Source organism: Actinomadura latina NBRC 106108, from assembly GCF_001552195.1.
In the GTDB taxonomy this organism is placed as follows: domain Bacteria; phylum Actinomycetota; class Actinomycetes; order Streptosporangiales; family Streptosporangiaceae; genus Spirillospora; species Spirillospora latina.
In genome coordinates this window covers 71,599-88,462 of record NZ_BCQS01000023.1, presented here as the reverse complement: position 1 = coordinate 88,462, position 16,864 = coordinate 71,599, and the positions used below count along the sequence as shown (strand labels likewise).

Here is a 16,864-nt window from a genome sequence, read left to right as displayed (position 1 = left end):
CCCGCCAGCGGACCCCCGCCATGCCGCGCCGCCAGCCCCGCCAGATACGCCGGGAACTCCGCGCACTCACCGGCACTGCGCACCACCTGCCGCCGCGCCGCCACCCGCCCCCGCCCGCACGCCCGCTCCAGCGACACCCGCAACCCCGCCAGCGCGCCCGGCAGCGCCCCCAGCCGCGCGCACAACGCCGCCCAGTCGGTCCGCGGCCCCTGGTCCAGCAGCTCGATCGCCATCCGCAGCCGCTGGACGGGCCCGTCGGTGGTGTCCAGGTACCCCTCCCGCACCCCCGCCTCGTCCAGCGCCACCTCCACCTCCAGCCGCTCGCGCATCACCGCGGCCGCCACCCGCCCCGCATCACCCTCCACCGGCACTCGGCCCAGCTCCACCAGCGTCCGCCGCGACAGCTCCGCCCGCGCCGCCACCCCGTCCGGGCCATAGTCGGTCAGCCGCGCCTCCTGCCCCGCGATCCCCATCAGCGCGGCCAGGCACGGATCCAGCGCGGCCAACTCGTCCGCGTACCGGCCGGCGAGGTCATCCAGAGCGGTCATCGCCCCAGGCTACGGCCCGCACCCACAAAAGTGATCATGGAAATGTGACAAAACACCGAACCCGGCTCAGCGCACCTCCACCGCCAGCCGGACCCCCAGCCCCACCAGCACCGCACCCGACACCCGCTCCAGCCCCCGCCGCACCACCGGACGGCCCAGCACCCGCCGCGCCGCACCCACCGCCCACACCACCACCGCGTACCAGGCCAGATCGATCAGCGCCCACACCACCGAGAACCCCACCAGCACCCACGCCACCGGCCACCCGCCCGGCACGAACTGCGGCAGGAACGACACCGCGAACACCCCCGCCTTCGGATTGGCGAAATTCGTCACCAAACCCAGCCGGTAACACCGCCACCCCGGCAACCCCGGCCCCGCCACCCCCGTCTCCCCGGGCCCCGCCGCACCACCGGACACGCCACCCGAGGAAGCGCCCCGCCGCGACTGCCACAGAGCCCGCACCCCGAACCACACCAGCACCACCGCACCCACCACCCGCAGCCCGTCATACGCCAGCCGCGACGCCGCCAGCAGCGCCGACAGCCCCACCGCCGCCGCCACCCCCCACACCAGCACACCCGTCTCGTTCCCCAGCACCACCAACAGCCCGCCGCGCCGCCCCGACCGCACCGACTCACGCATGATCACGACCGTGCTCGGCCCCGGCGCCATCGCGATCAGCACCGCCGCACCCGCGAACGCCAGCAGACTCTCCACCATCCACCCATGCTCGACGCCCGCACCCCGCCGGCGCAACGGCAATTCACCCGGCCGCGCGCACCCCCCGGCCGGACATCACCAACAGCCGGACATCACAGCGGCGCACCGTCATCACCACCGCCGCTCCCCGACGGCGACCCCGACGGCGACGGGCTCGGCGCCGGCGTCGTCGGCACACCCGACGGAGACGGAGACGGAGACGACCCCCGCGGCGACTGCGACGGCTGCGGAAACGACGGCGTCGGCTCCGGCGGCGGAGGCGGCGGCTCCTTCACCACCGGCTGGCACGCGAACAGCACCCCCATCAGCAACGCCAGCACCAGCAGCGCCGCCGCCAGCCCCACGATCGCCGCCACCAGACTCCGCTCCGGCGGCTGCTCCCCCACCGGCGCCGCCCCCGGCGCCGGCGCGGGCCGCGGCGGCCCCTCCAACGCCGGCTCCCCCGACCCCAGCCAGTACGGCTGGAACTGCGGGCCGCGCCGCCGCCCGCCCCACCAGGCACGCTCCGCCCCCTGGAACACCACCGGCTCCAGAAACCGCTCCGCACCCACCCGATCGGCCTCGTACAGCGTCGCCACCCACGGCGCCGGACCATCCGGCTGCGCCGCCACCACCGGAGCCGCACCCCCCGGCTCCGCCAACGACCCACGGCCCGGCACACCACCCGCCGCCGGCACCGCCGCATTGATCGCCGCACGGAACCGGTCCCGCGCCGCCGCGTCCCCCGCCGCACCGCGGTTCAGCACCGCCACACTCGCACGCCGCCCCGCACCGTCCACCCCCAGGAACACGATCCCGGCGGCGGACTCCGACAAACGCGCCGACAAACGGAACGGCCCCAGCTGAGCGGGGTCACCCGGCGGCAACGGCCTCGACATGGCCGCAACACTAACAACCACGCCCAACGACCGGGCCACGACCGGCGCCCCGCACCCATCCCGGCACCCACCCCGGCGCCCCACCCCGGCATCCCTGAACCGATCAACGCACGTGCGCACGTATCCAGAACTAACGGGTACAAGTGATCGCGTAGGGTCGTAAGACACCCACCCGGCACACGACGGACGGGCCCGCCAGGGCCGACAGGGACAGCGAGGGGACTCCCACCATGACCATCGCCGCCACCGACGTCGACGAGGCCGCGGAACTCCTGCAGACCACCCTCGCCGAGGTCAAGAAGGTCATCGTCGGCCAGGACCACATGGTCGAACGCATGATCGTCGCACTCCTCGCCCGCGGCCACTGCCTCATCGAAGGCGTCCCCGGCGTCGCCAAGACCCTCGCCGTCGGCACCCTCGCCCGCGTCGTCGGCGGCACCTTCGCCCGCCTCCAGTTCACCCCCGACCTCGTCCCCTCCGACATCGTCGGCACCCGCATCTACCACCCCTCCACCGAGCAGTTCGACGTCGAGCTCGGCCCCGTCTTCGTCAACTTCGTCCTCGCCGACGAGATCAACCGCGCCCCCGCCAAAGTCCAGTCCGCCCTCCTGGAGGTCATGGCCGAACGCCAGGTCTCCCTCGGCGGCAACACCTACCCCCTCCCCAGGCCCTTCATCGTCCTCGCCACCCAGAACCCCATCGAGTCCGAAGGCGTCTACCCCCTCCCCGAAGCCCAGCGCGACCGCTTCCTCATGAAGATCGACGTCCACCACCCCGCCGCCCACGAGGAACTCCAGATCCTCCAGCGGATGAGCGTCGACCCGCCCGAAGCCGCCCAGATCCTCGACACCGGCGGCCTCGCCGGACTCCAGCGCGCCGCCGAAGAGGTCTCCGTCCACGAACTCATCGCCGACTACATCGTCCGGCTCGTCATGGCCACCCGCGAACCCGACCAGTACCGCCTCCCCGACCTGCGCGGCGTCATCGAGATCGGCGCCAGCCCCCGCGCCACCCTCGGCCTCGCCTCCGCCGCCCGCGCCCTCGCCCTGCTGTCGGGACGCGACTACGTCCTGCCCGACGACGTCCGCGCCGTCGCCCGCGACGTCATGTCCCACCGCCTCGTCCTCACCTTCGACTCCCTCGCCGACGGCATCGACCCCGGCGACGTCATCACCCAGATCCTCACCGCCGTCCCCCCGCCCCGCGTGGTCTGGAACCACGGAGCGGCGGCGGTGACGACCGCATGACCGGCAGGCAGCCCGCAGGCCGGCGCCGCCGCAGCGGCAAGCTCGCCCACCTCGCCCCCGAACGCACCCTGCGCCGCCTCGAACTCCAGGTCACCCGCCGCCTCGACGGCCTGCTCAACGGCGAGCACCTCGGCCTCATCCCCGGGCCCGGCACCGAACTCGCCGAAGCCCGCGTCTACCAGCCCGGCGAGGACGACGTCCGGCACATGGACTGGGCCGTCACCGCCCGCACCACCACCCCCCACGTCCGCGACCTCATCGCCGACCACGAACTCGAAGCCTGGGCCCTGGTCGACCTCACCCCCAGCATGGACTTCGGCACCGAGACCATGATCAAACGCGACCTCGCCGTCGCCGCCCTCGCCGCCGTCGGGTTCCTCACCGTCCGCCTCGGCGACCGCGCCGGCGCCTACCTGCTGCACGCCGACGGCATGCGCCGCTGGCCCGCCCGCACCGGCAAGGCCGCCCTCTACGCCCTCCTCCAGGCCGTCCTGGACGCCCAGTCCGTCCACGACGGAGCCCACCGCGCCGACACCGCCCGCACCGCCGCCGCCCCCCGCGACCTCGCCGCCGCCATCACCTCCCTCGACCGCGGCCAGACCCGCCGCGGCCTGCGCGTGGTCATCTCCGACTTCCTCGCCCCCGACGGCGCCGACCCCGCCCCGGCCGGACCGCAGGGACAGCACGGGCAGCCTGACTGGGAACGCCCGCTGCGCCGCCTCGCCGCCCGCCACCAGGTCCTCGCCATCGAGATCATCGACCCCCGCGAACTCGACCTCCCCGACGTCGGACTCGTCGAGATGGCCGACCCCGAGACCGGAACCGTCCACGAGATCGTGCTCAGCCGCCGCGTCCGCGAACGCTACGCCGCCGCGGCCGCCGAGCAGCGCGAGCGCACCCGGGCCGCGCTGCGCCGCTGCGGCGCGCACCACCTGGTCCTGCGCACCGACCGCGACTGGATCGCCGACGTCGCACGCTTCGCCCTCCGCCAGCGCCGCGCCGCCGGACGGTCTGTCGAGCGGAGCTCGTCCGTCACCACCGCGGGAGTGCGCCCATGACCTTCCTGTCACCCGAACGACTCTGGCTCCTCGGCCTGCTGCCCCTGCTCGCCGCCGCCTACGTGCTCATGCAGCTGCGCCGGCAGCGGTACGCCGTCCGCTTCACCAACCTCGCGCTGCTGTCCCAGATCGCCCCGCGGCGGCCGGGCTGGCGCCGGCACGTCGCCGCCGTCCTGTTCCTCGCCATGATCACGCTGATGATGGTCGGGTTCGCGCGGCCCGCGACGTCGGTCAAGGTGCCCCGCGACCGCGCCACCATCATGGTCGCCGTGGACGTGTCGCTGTCCATGATGGCCAGGGACGTCTCGCCCAGCCGGTTCGACGCCGCCAAGGCCGCCGCCAAGAAGTTCATCGGCGACCTGCCCGCGCGCTTCAACGTCGGCGTCGTCGCGTTCGCCGGCAGCGCCAACCTCGTCGCCGCGCCGGCCGCCGACCGGGAGGCCGCCATCGCCTCCCTCGACCAGCTCGTCCTGGCCAAGCGCACCGCCATCGGCGAGGCCGTCTTCACCTCACTGCAGGCCGTCCGGTCGTTCGACGCCGAGGCCCGGCAGGACCCGCCCCCCGCCCACATCGTCCTGCTGTCGGACGGGGACAACACCACCGGGCGCTCCGTCCAGGAGGCCGTCGACGCCAGCCGCGCCGCCCACATCCCCGTCTCCACCATCGCGTTCGGCACCCCGTACGGCACCGTCGACATCGAGGGCGAGACCACCAGCGTCTCGGTCAACAAGGAGACGCTGAAGAGCCTCGCCGACAGCACCGAGGGCAAGGCCCACGAGGCTGCCGACGCCGGCCAGCTCGAAGACGTCTACGGCAACATCGGCAGCTCCCTCGGCTTCAAGACCGAGCACCGCGACGTCGCCGCCCGCTACACCGGCATCGCGCTGCTGTTCGCCTTCGCCGCCGGCGGCGTCTCCCTGGCCTGGTTCTCCCGCCTCCCCTGATAGCGTCGGCGGGCGTGGGGGATCACTACTTCGCCGAGCGGCCCGGAGCCGCCAGCCGGCGCCGCACCGTCGACCTCGTCCTGCCCGACCTGCACCTGCGGCTCGACACCGACAGCGGCGTGTTCTCCCCCGACCGCGTCGACCCCGGCACCCGCATCCTCCTGGAGACCGTCCCGCCGCCTCCGCAGGACGGCGACCTCCTCGACCTCGGCTGCGGATACGGGCCCATCGCCCTGACCATGGCAAAGCGCTCTTCTTCGGGGACTGTTTGGGGCATTGACGTTAATCAGCGTGCTCTGGAGATGGCTGAGGGCAATGCCAAAGCCGCGGGCCTTGACAATGTAAGGTTCAGGTTGGCGGACGAGATCGACCCCGCACTGCGGTTCGCCGCGATCTGGTCCAACCCCCCGATCCGCATCGGCAAGGCCGCACTCCACGACCTCCTCCTCGCCTGGCTCCCCCGCCTCGCCCCCGGCGGCCTCGCCCACCTCGTCGTCCAGAAGCACCTCGGCTCCGACTCCCTCCAGCGGTGGCTGACCGGCCAGGGCCTCCCCGCCGAGCGGATCGCCTCCCGGTCCGCCTACCGCGTCCTGCGCGTCACGTCCCGTACGGAAGGCCCCGCCCGATGACCACCCGCAACCCGGCGAGCACCCCCGACCCCGCGCAGGGCCGCCGGCAGCTGCGCGGCACCGACGTCAAGCGCCTCAACCGCGACTGGCGCCGCCGCACCGGCGCCCGCCTCGGCCTGCTCGTCGAGTCCGTCACCCAGCCGTTCAACATGGGCTCGATCATCCGCAGCGCCGCCGTGTTCGGCGTCGAGCACCTCTGGCTCGCCGGCAACGCCACGCCCCCCACCCACCGCGGCGTCGCCAAGACCGCCCTCGGCACCGACCGCCTCGTCCCCTGGGAGCACGCCGGCACCCCCGCCGAGGCCGCCGCCGCCGTCCGCAAGGCGGGCCTGCGCCTCATCGCCGTGGAACTCACCGCCGACGCCCTCCCCCTGCACGACGCCCCCCTCGACGGCGACGTCTGCCTCGCCGTCGGCGGCGAGGACCACGGCTGCTCCCCCGCCCTCCTCGCCGCCGCCGACGCCGTCGCCTACATCCCCCAGATCGGGCGCGTCGGCTCTCTCAACGTCGCGGTCGCCACCGCCATCGCCCTCGCCGAGGCCCGCCGCCGCGAATGGAGCGCCTGACCCGCCGGAACGCCGGCGCGGCTGCACCCCCGCACCCACCGCAAATGGGTGCCGCACCCCATGGCCGCCCCGGCCCCCTTGCCGCATGGTGGAGGTTCGCCACGTATTTACCCCGGCGACCCCGACACCGACCTGCAAGGGAGCTCATTGCGATGACGGTCAACAGCGCGGTCAACGGCGCGGCCGGCGATGCCCTCGGCGGTTACCCGCCCGGCGGCACCGCGGCCCGGCAGGCCCGTGAGCTCCTGGAGCAGGAGCGCCGGACGCACGTCGCAGAGCTCGGGCTCCTCGCGGGCGAGAGCGCGCCCGACGAGGCCGTCATGGCCCGCCGCGGCGCCCTCCAGGGCAACCTGGAGGAGATCGACGCCGCCCTCGTCCGGCTCCGCGACGGCACCTACGGCAGCTGCGAGGACTGCGGCAAGCCCGTCCCCGCAGGGCGCCTGGAGATCATCCCGTACGCGCGCCGCTGCGTGAAATGCCAGCAGCGACGACGGTGACCGCCCGCACGGCGCCGCCGGACGGCCCGCGCGCCGCCCTCGACCTGGGCAGCAGCCGCATCCGCGCGAGCGTGCCCGCCCTGGACGTGATCGTCGACCGCCCGTCCACGGTCGGCGGCGCCCCGCAACTCACCACCGGGCAACTCACCACCGGGCAACTCACCACCGGGCAACTCACCACCGGGCGGCCCGCCACGCGGCGCCGCCGGGCCCGCACCGTCCCGGGCCGTCCCATCGAGCACGGCATGGTCGCCGACGCCGCGGCCTGCACCCGGCTGACCCGCATGACGCTGCTGGAGGCCGACCCCGACCTCCGGCTCCGGCAGGTACTGCTCGCCGTGCCCGCCGCCGCCAGCGGCGCCCAACTCGGCCGCGCGGCCGACGCCGTCCGCGCGGCCGCCGGGTGCCCCGTCCGCACGATGGAGGCGCCCCTGGCCGCCGCCATCGGGGCCGGCATCGACATCGGCGACCCGCGGCCCCGCCTCGTCCTCGACATCGGCGCCGGCATCGTCGAGACGGCCGTCGTCATGCGGGGCCGCGTGCACGCGGCGCGGTCCGTCCGGTACGTCCCCGACCGGCAGGCCGGCCACAACGTCCCGCGGCTGCCCGAGCACGTCCGGGACCGGATCGCCGCCGACGTCCACCACCTGCTGACCCACCTGCCCGCCCCGCTGCGCCGCACCGCCCGCGACGGCGGCCTGCTGCTCACCGGCGGCGGCGCCAGGCTGCCGTCCCTGCCGGGCCGCCTCACCGCCGAGATGAGCCTCACCATCACCATCGCCCCCGACCCCGCCCGCGCCACCATCCGCGGCCTCGCCCACACCTGCCGCTCCCCCGACGCCTGGCGCCTCACCAGCGCCTGACCGGACGCGCTACACTCCGTCCCGTGCAGTTCCTCATTGACGCGTAGGACGCCCTCCGCCGCCGCGGCACGCGGCGGCGGCCTCCGGCGTCCCCGTAAACCGCCCCGCAGCGGGCTTCTCTGAGGAACCCCCCGTGACACCGTCGTACGCGGCCGTCCTGCGCGCGCCCCACGCCTCCCGCACCTTCGCCCTCGCCCTGCTGGGACGCCTGTCCTACGGGACGGTCTTCCTGTCCCTGATGCTGGCGTTCACCTCCGCCACCGGCTCCTACTCCCGCGCCGGCGGGCTCATGGCCCTGCTCGGCCTCACCGTCTCCGTCCTGTCGCCGCTGCGCGCCGGGCTCATCGACCGGCACGGCCCGCGCCGCGCGCTGCCGCCGATGGCCGCCGCCTACTCCCTCTGCCTCGCCGCGCTGGCCGCCCTGACCTGGCGCCCCGGGGCGCCGTTCCCGCCGCTGGTGGCGCTGACGGCCGCGGCCGGCGCCACGATGCCGCCGCTGGGCGTGGTCATGCGGACCCTCTGGAACGTCCTGGTGCCGGACGGGCCGCTGCTCCGCCGCGCCTACAGTCTCGACACCGTCTCCGAAGAACTCGTCTTCGTCACCGGCCCGCTCCTGGCCGGGCTGCTGGCGGCGGCCGCCTCACCGTCCCTCGGGATCGTGCTCAGCGCCGCCCTCGTCACCGCCGGCACCCTCGGGCTGATCACCTCACCGGCCGTGCGGCCCCGGCCGTCCGGGCGCCGCCGCGGACCGCGCGTGCGCGCCCTCCCGCTCGCCCCGTCCGCCGCCGCGGCGGCCACCGGCGTCGTGCTCGGCTCGACCGGCCTGCTCGCCATCGCGTTCACCCAGCACCACCACCAGCCCGCCGCGGTCGCCTGGGTGGAGGCCGCCCTCGCGGCCGGCAGCACCCTCGGCGGACTCGCCTACGGCGCGCTGAGCCGCTCCCTGCCCGGACGCGGCCGCCTCGCCGTCCTGCTCTGCCCGCTGGGCGCCGCGCTGGCCGCCGCGGGCCTCGCACCGTCCATCCCGGTGCTGACGGTGGCGGCCTTCGCCGCCGGGATGTTCGTCGGCCCCACCCTGACCAGCGCCTACCTGATCGCGGACGCGGACGCGCCGCCCGCCGCCCGCGCCCGCGCCGCCGCCTGGGTCAACACCGCGCTGAACCTCGGCGCGTCCGGCGGGACGGCCGCGACCGGCGTGCTCCTGGACGCGCTTCCGCTCCCGCTCTGCTACGCCCTCGCCGCGAGTCCCGCCCTTGCCGCCGCCGCGGCACTGCGGTTTTTGCCGGAACGGCAACGCAGTTCGCCGGCAGGCCGGCCGGCGACCCATCATCGGGGCATGGACGACACCATGAGCAGCGAAGAGTTCTGGGAAGCCCGCTACGCCGAGCACGACCACGTCTGGAGCGGCGAGCCCAACGCGATCCTCGTCAAGGAGATCACCGGCCTGGAACCGGGCACCGCCCTGGACCTCGGCTGCGGCGAAGGCGCCGACGCGATCTGGCTCGCGGAGCGGGGCTGGCGCGTGACCGCCACCGACATCTCCCGCAACGCCCTCGACCGCGCCGCGCGCCACGCGGGCGAAGCGGGCGTCGCCGACCGCATCGACTGGCAGCGGCACGACCTCGCCGCGTCCTTCCCCGAGGGGGCCTACGACCTGGTCACCGCCATGTTCCTGCACTCCCCCGGCGCGGGCATGCCGCGGGAGGCGATCCTGCGCTCCGCCGCCGCGGCCGTCGCGCCCGGCGGCATCCTGTTCATCGCCGGGCACTCCGGCCCGCCGCCCTGGGACCCCGGCGCCCACCCCGACGTCCACCTGCCCTCCGCGGAGGAGGTGCTGAAGTCCCTCGGCCTCCCGGACGGCGAATGGGAGGTGCTGCGCAGCGGCGAGCACGAGCGCGTCCAGACCGCGCCCGACGGGCGGACGATGACCCGCACCGACAACGCCCTCAAGATCCGGCGCCTGCCGGCCTGACCGGTCAGGGGCGGGCCGTCCCCTCCATCAGCGCGGTGAACTCCTCCAGGGAGATCTTGCCGTCGCGGTTGGCGTCGGCGGCCACGACCACCTCGACCGCACGCGTGCCGTTGACGTCCTGGCCGAGCTTGCTCATCAGGTTCTTCAGCTCGTCCGCCGAGATGTACCCGTCACCGTCGACGTCCACGAGCTCGAACGTCGCCCGGTAGTCGTTCACGTCCGCCATGGGTGCTCCTTCGTTGGCCGGTCGAGGGGTGACGGTAGCACCGCGCTTCTCGCCCCGGCCCTTTACGCAGTAAGGTCAGGCTTGATCGACGGGTCCGCCATAATCGGGGGCGTGCGCCGCACGTACGAGTTCCTCGACCATCCCGGGCCGATCCCCTTCGCCCACCGCGGCGGCGCGGGCCGCCCGGAGAACTCGATGGCCGCGTTCCAGCGCGCCACCGAGCTCGGCTACCGCTACCTGGAGACCGACGCCCACGCCACCGCCGACGGCGTCGTCGTCGCCTTCCACGACCGCACCCTGGACCGCGTCACCGACCGCACCGGCACCGTCTCGCGGCTGCCCTACGCCGAGGTCGCCAAGGCCCGCGTCGCCGGCACCGAGCCGATCCCCCGCCTGGAGGACGTCCTCGGCTCCTTCCCGGGCTCCCGCGTCAACATCGACCTGAAGGACGCCCGCGTCATCGGGCCGCTGGCCGCGACGCTGCACCGCACGAACGCCTGGAATCGGGTGTGCCTCACCTCCTTCTCCACGCGCCGCCTGGCCCAGATGCGCGCCCGTCTCCCCCTGTTCACCGACCGGGACGTGTGCACGGCCCTCGGCCCGCGCGGCCTGATGGCGCTGCGCGCCCGCTCCTACGGCGGCCCCGCCGCCAAACTGGTCCGCCTCGCCGCCACCGGCGTCGCCTGCGCCCAGGTCCCCTACGGCCTCGGCCCCGTCCCGTTCGTCACCGAGGCGTTCATCGACCACGCCCACCGCCTCGGCCTGCAGGTCCACGCCTGGACGGTCAACGACCCCGCCGCCATGGCCCGCCTCCTCGACCTCGGCATCGACGGCATCATCACCGACGACCTCGTGACCCTGCGCCGCCTCATGTCCTCCCGCGACGTCTGGCACACCTCCCACCCCACCCCCTGACCTCCGCGAACGGCGGGACGGGTTCAGTCCGTGGCACGCACCGCGGGCAAGGCAGCGGGACCAGGCGATCAGCCGGTCGCGGACTGCCGGGGCCGGCGCGCTTCGGAGGTCAGCGGCTGAATCCGGGCGGACGGTACTCGGCCGCGATGCGCATCGGCGGGGACGGTTGCGGCCGCTCGGCGGGCCGGGAGGGCCGGCCCGGGGGTACCGTGCCGCCGACCTGGAGGTCGAGGCGCTGGGCGCGGATCGCCTCCAGCAGTTCGAGGTCCTCCGGGCTGACCAGGGCGGCCATCACCTTGCCGCGCCGCGTGAGCTTGACGGGCTCGCCCGTGTAGGCGACCCGGTTCACCAGATCCGCGAACTCTGCACGTGCTTCGGTCACCGGAACATCCACGCTATTCATCGTATAGCGAAACACTCGACCTCCCCCTGGCCCGGCTGCCCGGACGGTAATACTGTCTACGTACGTAGCGTACGAACCGTACAGATGATCGAGGAGGGGCCGTGAGCGGCGAACAGAGGCGGGACGGCGAACGGGCGGAGACGTTCGCGGGGAGGTCGCGGGCCAAGGTGGCGGAGATGCCTCAGCTCGCGGACGCGCAGCTGTACGAGCGGCTGCTCGCGCAGCGGATCGTCTTCCTCGGCAGCGAGATCGACGACCGGCTCGCCAACCGGGTCAACGCGCAGCTGCTGCTGCTCGCGGCGCAGGACGGGCGGCGCGACATCACGCTCTACATCAACTCCCCCGGCGGCGTCGTCGACGCGGGGATGGCGATCTACGACATGATGCAGTTCGTCCCGAACGACATATCCACCGTCGCGATGGGCATGGCGGCGTCCATGGGGCAGACGCTGCTGTGCGCGGGGACGCGGGGCAAGCGGTACGCGCTGCGGCACGCGCGGGTGATGATGCACCAGCCGCACGGCGGGATCGGCGGCACCGCGTCCGACATCAAGATCCAGGCCGAGCAGTCCCTCTACCTCAAGCGGACCCTGGCGGAGCGGACGGCGTTCCACACCGGGCAGCCGCTGGAGCAGATCGAGGCCGACGGCGACCGGGACGCGTGGTTCACCGCGGAGGAGGCCCGCGACTACGGCTTCGTCGACCACGTCATCGACAGCACCGACCGGGTGGGCACATGACAAGAGCGGAACGGCGGTACCTCGTCCCCGAGTACGAGGAGCAGACCAGCTACGGCCGCAAGGACACCAACCCCTACAACAGGCTGTTCGAGGACCGCATCGTCTTCCTCGGCGCGCCGGTGGACGACACCAGCGCCAACGACGTCACCGCGCAGATGCTGGCGCTGGAGGGTATGGACCCCGACCGGCCCATCGCCCTCTACATCAACTCGCCGGGCGGGTCGCTGACGGCGATGCTGGCGATCTGCGACACCATGCAGTACATCCGGCCCGAGGTCGAGACGACGTGCGTCGGGCAGGCCGGGTCGGCGGCGGCTGTCCTGCTGGCGGCGGGCTCGCCGGGACGGCGGCAGGCGCTGCGCGGCGCGCGGATCCTGCTGCACGAGCCGGAGGTCGAGGTGTCCCGCGGCTACGCCACCGACCTGGACATCCAGGCGCGCGAGGTGCTGCGGCTGCGGCGGCAGACCGAGGCGATCCTGGCGGAGGCGGCCGGGCGCGACGCCGAGACGGTGCGGCGCGACCTGGACCGCGAGCGGTACTTCACCGCCGCGGAGGCCAAGGACTACGGGCTGATCGACGCGGTCCTCACCAGCCGCGCCTGAGAGTGCGCCGAGGGCGAAAGCACTGGCCCGGACGCCGCGCGGCGGTTAGGCATGAAGGTGTTCACCGGGCGGGACCGCCGCCCGCCTGCCGTGAGACGAGGACCCGATGACGAACACCGCCGTCGACGGACGCCGCCGGCGCCCGCGCGCCCTGCTGCGGTCGCTGCTGGGCGCCGCGCTGCGCCGGATCCGGCGGGCGCAGGGACGCACGCTGGCCGACGTGGCGGTCGCCGCGCGGATCTCCATGCCGTACCTGTCGGAGATCGAGCGTGGCCGCAAGGAGGCGTCGTCGGAGGTGCTGGCCGCCGTGTGCGACGCGCTCGGCGTCGAACTGGCCGACCTGCTGGCGGCCGTCGTGCACGACCTGACCCGTGTCGACGCCGCGCGCGTCGAGGGCGCGCGCGCCGCGGGAGCCACCGTGCGGCCGATGCCGGTCCGGCGCGCCGCGGCGCCGCCCGCGTCCGGGGCGGGCGGTGCCGCGGTGTCCGTGCTCTCCCTGGCGGCCTGAGCCGCGCGATGGCGGCCGAGCTACGCGGTGGCGGCGATGACCTGGTCGGCGATCCCGTAAGCGACGGCCTCCTCGGCGGAGAAGGTGCGGCGCCGGTCGATGTCCGCGTGGATCTTGCCGACGGGGTGGCCGGTGTGCCGGCCGAGGATCCGGTCGGTCTGCGCCCGCACCCGGGCCACCTCGTCGGCCTGGACGGCCAGGTCGGGCAGCGTGCCGCGGCCCGCCTCGAACGATCCCTCCTCGGTCGAGGGCTGGTGCAGCACCACCGTGGAGTGCGGCAGGACGGACCGCTTGCCGCGCGTCCCGGCCGCCAGCAGCACCGCCGCGGCCGACGACGCCTGCCCCACGCACAGGGTCGCGATGTCGGGCCGGATGTACTGCATGGTGTCGTAGATCGCGGTCAGCGCGCTGAACGAGCCGCCGCGGGAGTTGATGTACAGCTCGATCGGCAGGTCGGCGTTCTCGGACTGCAGGTGCAGCATCTGGGCGATGACGACGTTGGCGACGCCGTCGTCGATCTCGGTGCCGAGGAAGATGATGCGACCCGACAGCAGCCGCGAGTAGACGTCGAAGGCGCGGTCGCCGCGCGGGGACCGCTCCACCACGGTCGGGATCGTGTACTGGCCCATGGTCACAGTCCCGCCTTCCGGGCGGCGGTGGCGGGCCGGACGTCGTCCAGCTGCTCGACGATGTGGTCGATCATCCCGTAGTCGAGGGCCTCCTGCGCGCTGAACCAGCGGTCGCGCAGGCCGTCGCGGGCGATGGCCTCGGCGGTCTGGCCGGTGTGCTCGGCGGTCAGGGCGGTCATGATGCCGCTGACGCGGCGGAGCTGCCCGGCGTAGATCTCGACGTCGGCGGCGGTCCCGGCGAGGCCGGCCGAGCCCTGGTGCATGAGGATCTGCGCGTGCGGCAGCGCGAAGCGCTTGCCGGGCGTCCCGGCGCACAGCAGGAACTGGCCCATCGACGCGGCCAGGCCCATCGCCAGCGTCGACACGTCGTTGGGGATCAGCCGCATCGTGTCGTAGATCGCCAGGCCCGCGAGCACGGACCCGCCGGGCGAGTTGATGTACAGGCTGATGTCGCGGCGCGGGTCCTCGGCCGACAGCAGCAGGAGCTGGCCGCAGAGCCGGTTGGCGATGTGGTCCTCGACCTCGTCGCCGAGGACGAGGATGCGTTCGCGCAGCAGCCGGGCGGTCAGCTGGTCGTCGAGCGACCCCGCCGCCGGGGGCGCGTCCGTGAGCGTGTTCACCGTGGTGTTCTCCCGTGCGGATCGCGGGGCCGGTCCGTCCGGCCGCCGGTCCGTTCCACGATGGCCCGGCGCGGCGCCCGGTCCGCAGCGATTCTGCCGTCAGCGACTTAGCGGACGGCAGAGGGTTGGATCACCCCGGGTGCGGGAATCTTGTCACGGTGTTCAGCGTTGGTCAGGGCAAGACCGCAAGCCGTCTGGGAGGCACGTGACGATGGCCGAGCGCGCACTTCGCGGCACCCGACTCGGAGCCACGAGCTACGAGAACGATCGCAACACCGATCTGGCCCCTCGGCAAGAGGTGGACTACACCTGTACCAAGGGCCACCGGTTCACCGTGACGCTCGCAGCCGAGGCCGAGGTGCCGATGACCTGGGAATGCCGCAACTGCGGCGCCACGGCCCTGCGGGTCGACGGGGAACTGCCCCAAACCAAGAAGGGCAAGCCGCCGCGGACCCACTGGGACATGCTCATGGAGCGCAGGACCGTCGAGGACCTGGAGGAGGTCCTCGCCGAGCGCCTGGAGATTTTGCGGGCGGGGCGCAGGAAGTCGGCATGAGCGACTGACAGATCCATCCGGGCAGGGCCCGCACCGGCGACGGTGCGGGCCCTGCCCGTGTCAGCCGCCGGAGCGCGGCCGGACGAGGCCGCTCTCGTAGGCGGTGACGACGGCCTGGACGCGGTCGCGCACCCCGAGCTTGCGCAGGATCCGGCTGACATGGGTCTTCACTGTCTGCTCCCCCACGACGAGGCGGACGGCGATCTCGGCGTTGGACAGGCCCCCGGCGACCAGCCGCAGCACCTCGGTCTCGCGCGGGGTGAGGGCGTCCAGGACGTCCGGCTCGGGCGGGCGCGGACGCAGCCGCGCGAACTCGCCGATGAGGCGGCGGGTGACGGCCGGGGCGAGCAGCGCCTCCCCGGCGGCGACGACGCGGACGGCGTCGAACAGCCGCTCGGCGGTGACGTCCTTGAGCAGGAACCCGCTGGCGCCGGCGACGAGGGCGTCGTAGACGTGCTCGTCGAGGTCGAACGTGGTCAGCATGAGGACGCGCGGCGGATCCGGGGCGGCGGTGACGCGGCGGGTGGCCTCGATACCGTCCATGACGGGCATCCGCACGTCCATCAGCACGACGTCGGGCCGCTGCTCGCGGCACACCCGGACGGTCTCGGCGCCGTCCGAGGCGGTCGCGACGACGGCCAGGTCCGGCTGGGTGCCGAGCAGCGCCCCGAACCCGGCGCGGACGACCTCCTGGTCGTCGGCGACCACGACGCGGACGGTCACGGCGCGGACGGTCACGGCGCCTCCAGCGGCAGCGTCGCCTCGACGAGGAACCCGCCGAGCGGCCCGGGGCCGGTGCGCAGGTCGCCGCCGGCGGCCGCGGCGCGCTCGCGCATGCCGAGCAGCCCGTGCCCGGCGGCGCCGGGGCCTGGGCCTGGGCCGTTGTCGCGGACGGTGACGCGCAGCGCGTCCGGCGCGTAGTCGATCTCCACGTCGACGGCGGCGCCCGGCGCGTGCCTGCGGGCGTTGGTGAGCGCCTCCTGCGCGATCCGGTAGGCGGCCAGTTCCAGCCCGGGGTCGAGGGCGGCGACGTCCCCGCGCACGATCAGCCGGGCCCCGCCCGCGCCGGACTCGCGGGTCTCGTCGACGAGGTCGAGGAGCTGCTGCAGGCCGGGCTGCGGGCGGCGGGTCGGCGCGGCGCCGGCGTCCTCGCGCAGGACGCCGAGGAGGCGCCGCATCTCGGTGAGCGCGGTCCGGGCGGTGTCGCCGATGGCCAGCAGCCGCTCGGCGCCCTCGGCGGGCATGCCGGGGACGGCCAGCCGCGCCGTCTCGGCCTGCACCGAGATCATCGAGATGTGGTGGGCGACGACGTCGTGCAGCTCGCGGGCGATGCGGGCCCGCTCGCCGCGCGCGGTGTGCTCCAGCAGCGTGCTCTCGAACGCGCGGCGGGACGCGTCGAGCGCGGCGGCCCGCGCCCTGCGCCGCGCGACCCGCCGCCGCACCAGCTCGGTCCAGACGGTGACGAGTGCGGCGAGGGCGGCGACGGCGGCCCCGCCGTGCAGGACGCACGCCGCTGCCGCGGCGGCCGTGATCGTGGCGGCGGCACCGGTGATCTTGTCGCGGGCCAGGGCGAGCGGCAGCGTCGCGCACACGTCCACCACGATCGCCAGGGGCAGGACGACGCCGGAGCCGTGCGAGCGGTAGACGGCCTCGGCGGCGCCTGCCGCGGCGAGGCACGCGCCCGCCGCCGGCCACCACGACCTCCCGTCGATCTCCCCCACGGACGCCATTGTGGCGCGG

22 protein-coding genes are annotated in these 16,864 nt (G+C 74.4%); 13 read left to right on the top strand and 9 right to left on the bottom strand.

Annotated elements, in window-relative coordinates:
- The 3 genes from AL2_RS26520 to AL2_RS26510 form a co-directional block, all read right to left on the bottom strand.
- On the bottom strand, positions 1-548 hold a 548-nt coding region (locus tag AL2_RS26520), incomplete at its 3' end, for a DUF885 family protein (RefSeq protein WP_157438376.1).
- A 66-nt stretch (positions 549-614) separates the two neighbouring features.
- Positions 615-1,271, bottom strand: a complete 657-nt coding sequence (locus tag AL2_RS26515; RefSeq protein ID WP_067638181.1) for a LysE family translocator — start codon at positions 1,269-1,271, stop codon at positions 615-617.
- A gap of 92 nt (positions 1,272-1,363) precedes the next feature.
- Positions 1,364-2,149: a hypothetical protein gene (locus tag AL2_RS26510; protein WP_067638179.1), complete on the bottom strand. Its 786-nt coding sequence runs from the start codon at positions 2,147-2,149 to the stop codon at positions 1,364-1,366.
- 230 nt (positions 2,150-2,379) lie between these two features.
- On the opposite strand from AL2_RS26510, the gene AL2_RS26505 reads away from it, so the two are divergent.
- The 8 genes from AL2_RS26505 to AL2_RS38695 all read left to right on the top strand — a co-directional run bounded on the left by AL2_RS26505 (position 2,380) and on the right by AL2_RS38695 (position 9,925).
- Positions 2,380-3,396: an AAA family ATPase gene (locus tag AL2_RS26505; RefSeq protein WP_067638150.1), complete on the top strand. Its 1,017-nt coding sequence runs from the start codon at positions 2,380-2,382 to the stop codon at positions 3,394-3,396.
- A complete protein-coding gene (locus tag AL2_RS26500) occupies positions 3,393-4,454 on the top strand; it encodes a DUF58 domain-containing protein (protein ID WP_083946928.1) in 1,062 nt (353 codons plus the stop codon). Before AL2_RS26505 ends, AL2_RS26500 begins: the two co-directional genes overlap by 4 nt.
- Positions 4,451-5,398 (top strand): VWA domain-containing protein, encoded by a 948-nt coding sequence (locus tag AL2_RS26495; protein ID WP_067638148.1) that lies wholly within the window; start codon positions 4,451-4,453, stop codon positions 5,396-5,398. The genes AL2_RS26500 and AL2_RS26495 overlap by 4 nt, the downstream gene beginning before the upstream one ends.
- Before the next feature lie 14 nt (positions 5,399-5,412).
- Positions 5,413-6,027 (top strand): class I SAM-dependent methyltransferase, encoded by a 615-nt coding sequence (locus AL2_RS26490; RefSeq protein WP_067638146.1) that lies wholly within the window; start codon positions 5,413-5,415, stop codon positions 6,025-6,027.
- A complete protein-coding gene (locus AL2_RS26485) occupies positions 6,024-6,593 on the top strand; it encodes a TrmH family RNA methyltransferase (RefSeq protein WP_067638145.1) in 570 nt (189 codons plus the stop codon). Before AL2_RS26490 ends, AL2_RS26485 begins: the two co-directional genes overlap by 4 nt.
- Before the next feature lie 152 nt (positions 6,594-6,745).
- Positions 6,746-7,090 carry a TraR/DksA family transcriptional regulator gene (locus AL2_RS26480; protein ID WP_083946927.1) on the top strand — a complete coding sequence of 115 codons (345 nt, stop codon included), beginning with the start codon at positions 6,746-6,748 and terminating at the stop codon, positions 7,088-7,090.
- A complete protein-coding gene (locus tag AL2_RS26475) occupies positions 7,069-7,953 on the top strand; it encodes a rod shape-determining protein (RefSeq protein WP_083946926.1) in 885 nt (294 codons plus the stop codon). Before AL2_RS26480 ends, AL2_RS26475 begins: the two co-directional genes overlap by 22 nt.
- A 133-nt stretch (positions 7,954-8,086) precedes the next feature.
- Positions 8,087-9,925 (top strand): MFS transporter, encoded by a 1,839-nt coding sequence (locus AL2_RS38695; RefSeq protein WP_067638141.1) that lies wholly within the window; start codon positions 8,087-8,089, stop codon positions 9,923-9,925.
- A gap of 4 nt (positions 9,926-9,929) precedes the next feature.
- Here the strand turns inward: AL2_RS38695 and AL2_RS26465 are convergent, their stop codons facing one another.
- Positions 9,930-10,151, bottom strand: a complete 222-nt coding sequence (locus AL2_RS26465; RefSeq protein ID WP_067638139.1) for an EF-hand domain-containing protein — start codon at positions 10,149-10,151, stop codon at positions 9,930-9,932.
- A 111-nt stretch (positions 10,152-10,262) separates the two neighbouring features.
- Between AL2_RS26465 and AL2_RS26460 the strand changes: the two genes are divergently transcribed.
- Entirely contained in the window at positions 10,263-11,066 is an 804-nt protein-coding gene (locus AL2_RS26460; protein ID WP_067638175.1) for a glycerophosphodiester phosphodiesterase family protein, read from the top strand.
- Between the two features lie 109 nt (positions 11,067-11,175).
- Here the strand turns inward: AL2_RS26460 and AL2_RS26455 are convergent, their stop codons facing one another.
- On the bottom strand, positions 11,176-11,448 hold the full coding sequence (locus AL2_RS26455; protein WP_245666952.1) for a type II toxin-antitoxin system Phd/YefM family antitoxin: 273 nt from the start codon (positions 11,446-11,448) through the stop codon (positions 11,176-11,178).
- A 197-nt stretch (positions 11,449-11,645) separates the two neighbouring features.
- On the opposite strand from AL2_RS26455, the gene AL2_RS26450 reads away from it, so the two are divergent.
- The 3 genes from AL2_RS26450 to AL2_RS26440 all read left to right on the top strand — a co-directional run bounded on the left by AL2_RS26450 (position 11,646) and on the right by AL2_RS26440 (position 13,319).
- On the top strand, positions 11,646-12,209 hold the full coding sequence (locus AL2_RS26450) for a ClpP family protease (protein WP_067638173.1): 564 nt from the start codon (positions 11,646-11,648) through the stop codon (positions 12,207-12,209).
- Positions 12,206-12,811, top strand: coding sequence for an ATP-dependent Clp protease proteolytic subunit (locus AL2_RS26445; RefSeq protein ID WP_067638136.1), 606 nt, complete (start codon positions 12,206-12,208; stop codon positions 12,809-12,811). Before AL2_RS26450 ends, AL2_RS26445 begins: the two co-directional genes overlap by 4 nt.
- A 106-nt stretch (positions 12,812-12,917) precedes the next feature.
- Entirely contained in the window at positions 12,918-13,319 is a 402-nt protein-coding gene (locus tag AL2_RS26440) for a helix-turn-helix domain-containing protein (RefSeq protein ID WP_067638134.1), read from the top strand.
- A gap of 20 nt (positions 13,320-13,339) precedes the next feature.
- On the opposite strand, the gene AL2_RS26435 is transcribed toward AL2_RS26440, so the two are convergent.
- Positions 13,340-13,948, bottom strand: a complete 609-nt coding sequence (locus AL2_RS26435) for a ClpP family protease (protein WP_067638131.1) — start codon at positions 13,946-13,948, stop codon at positions 13,340-13,342.
- Between the two features lie 2 nt (positions 13,949-13,950).
- Entirely contained in the window at positions 13,951-14,568 is a 618-nt protein-coding gene (locus AL2_RS26430) for a ClpP family protease (protein ID WP_067638129.1), read from the bottom strand.
- Between the two features lie 211 nt (positions 14,569-14,779).
- Here AL2_RS26430 and AL2_RS26425 point away from each other — a divergent pair, with 211 nt between their 5' ends.
- Positions 14,780-15,124, top strand: coding sequence for an RNA polymerase-binding protein RbpA (locus tag AL2_RS26425; RefSeq protein ID WP_067638127.1), 345 nt, complete (start codon positions 14,780-14,782; stop codon positions 15,122-15,124).
- A 60-nt stretch (positions 15,125-15,184) separates the two neighbouring features.
- Here AL2_RS26425 and AL2_RS26420 read toward each other — a convergent pair whose 3' ends face one another.
- A complete protein-coding gene (locus AL2_RS26420) occupies positions 15,185-15,862 on the bottom strand; it encodes a response regulator (RefSeq protein WP_245666950.1) in 678 nt (225 codons plus the stop codon).
- Positions 15,859-16,845: a sensor histidine kinase gene (locus AL2_RS36765; protein WP_245666948.1), complete on the bottom strand. Its 987-nt coding sequence runs from the start codon at positions 16,843-16,845 to the stop codon at positions 15,859-15,861. Before AL2_RS36765 ends, AL2_RS26420 begins: the two co-directional genes overlap by 4 nt.
- Positions 16,846-16,864 lie beyond the last annotated feature (19 nt).

Coding starts and splice junctions, on each gene's coding strand:
- AL2_RS26515 (WP_067638181.1), bottom strand. CDS start 1,271: ATGGTGGAGAGTCTGCTGGCGTTCGCGGGTGCGGCGGTGCTGATCGCG.
- AL2_RS26510 (WP_067638179.1), bottom strand. CDS start 2,149: ATGTCGAGGCCGTTGCCGCCGGGTGACCCCGCTCAGCTGGGGCCGTTC.
- AL2_RS26505 (WP_067638150.1), top strand. CDS start 2,380: ATGACCATCGCCGCCACCGACGTCGACGAGGCCGCGGAACTCCTGCAG.
- AL2_RS26500 (WP_083946928.1), top strand. CDS start 3,393: ATGACCGGCAGGCAGCCCGCAGGCCGGCGCCGCCGCAGCGGCAAGCTC.
- AL2_RS26495 (WP_067638148.1), top strand. CDS start 4,451: ATGACCTTCCTGTCACCCGAACGACTCTGGCTCCTCGGCCTGCTGCCC.
- AL2_RS26485 (WP_067638145.1), top strand. CDS start 6,024: ATGACCACCCGCAACCCGGCGAGCACCCCCGACCCCGCGCAGGGCCGC.
- AL2_RS26480 (WP_083946927.1), top strand. CDS start 6,746: ATGACGGTCAACAGCGCGGTCAACGGCGCGGCCGGCGATGCCCTCGGC.
- AL2_RS26475 (WP_083946926.1), top strand. CDS start 7,069: ATGCCAGCAGCGACGACGGTGACCGCCCGCACGGCGCCGCCGGACGGC.
- AL2_RS26465 (WP_067638139.1), bottom strand. CDS start 10,151: ATGGCGGACGTGAACGACTACCGGGCGACGTTCGAGCTCGTGGACGTC.
- AL2_RS26450 (WP_067638173.1), top strand. CDS start 11,646: ATGCCTCAGCTCGCGGACGCGCAGCTGTACGAGCGGCTGCTCGCGCAG.
- AL2_RS26445 (WP_067638136.1), top strand. CDS start 12,206: ATGACAAGAGCGGAACGGCGGTACCTCGTCCCCGAGTACGAGGAGCAG.
- AL2_RS26440 (WP_067638134.1), top strand. CDS start 12,918: ATGACGAACACCGCCGTCGACGGACGCCGCCGGCGCCCGCGCGCCCTG.
- AL2_RS26435 (WP_067638131.1), bottom strand. CDS start 13,948: ATGGGCCAGTACACGATCCCGACCGTGGTGGAGCGGTCCCCGCGCGGC.
- AL2_RS26425 (WP_067638127.1), top strand. CDS start 14,780: ATGGCCGAGCGCGCACTTCGCGGCACCCGACTCGGAGCCACGAGCTAC.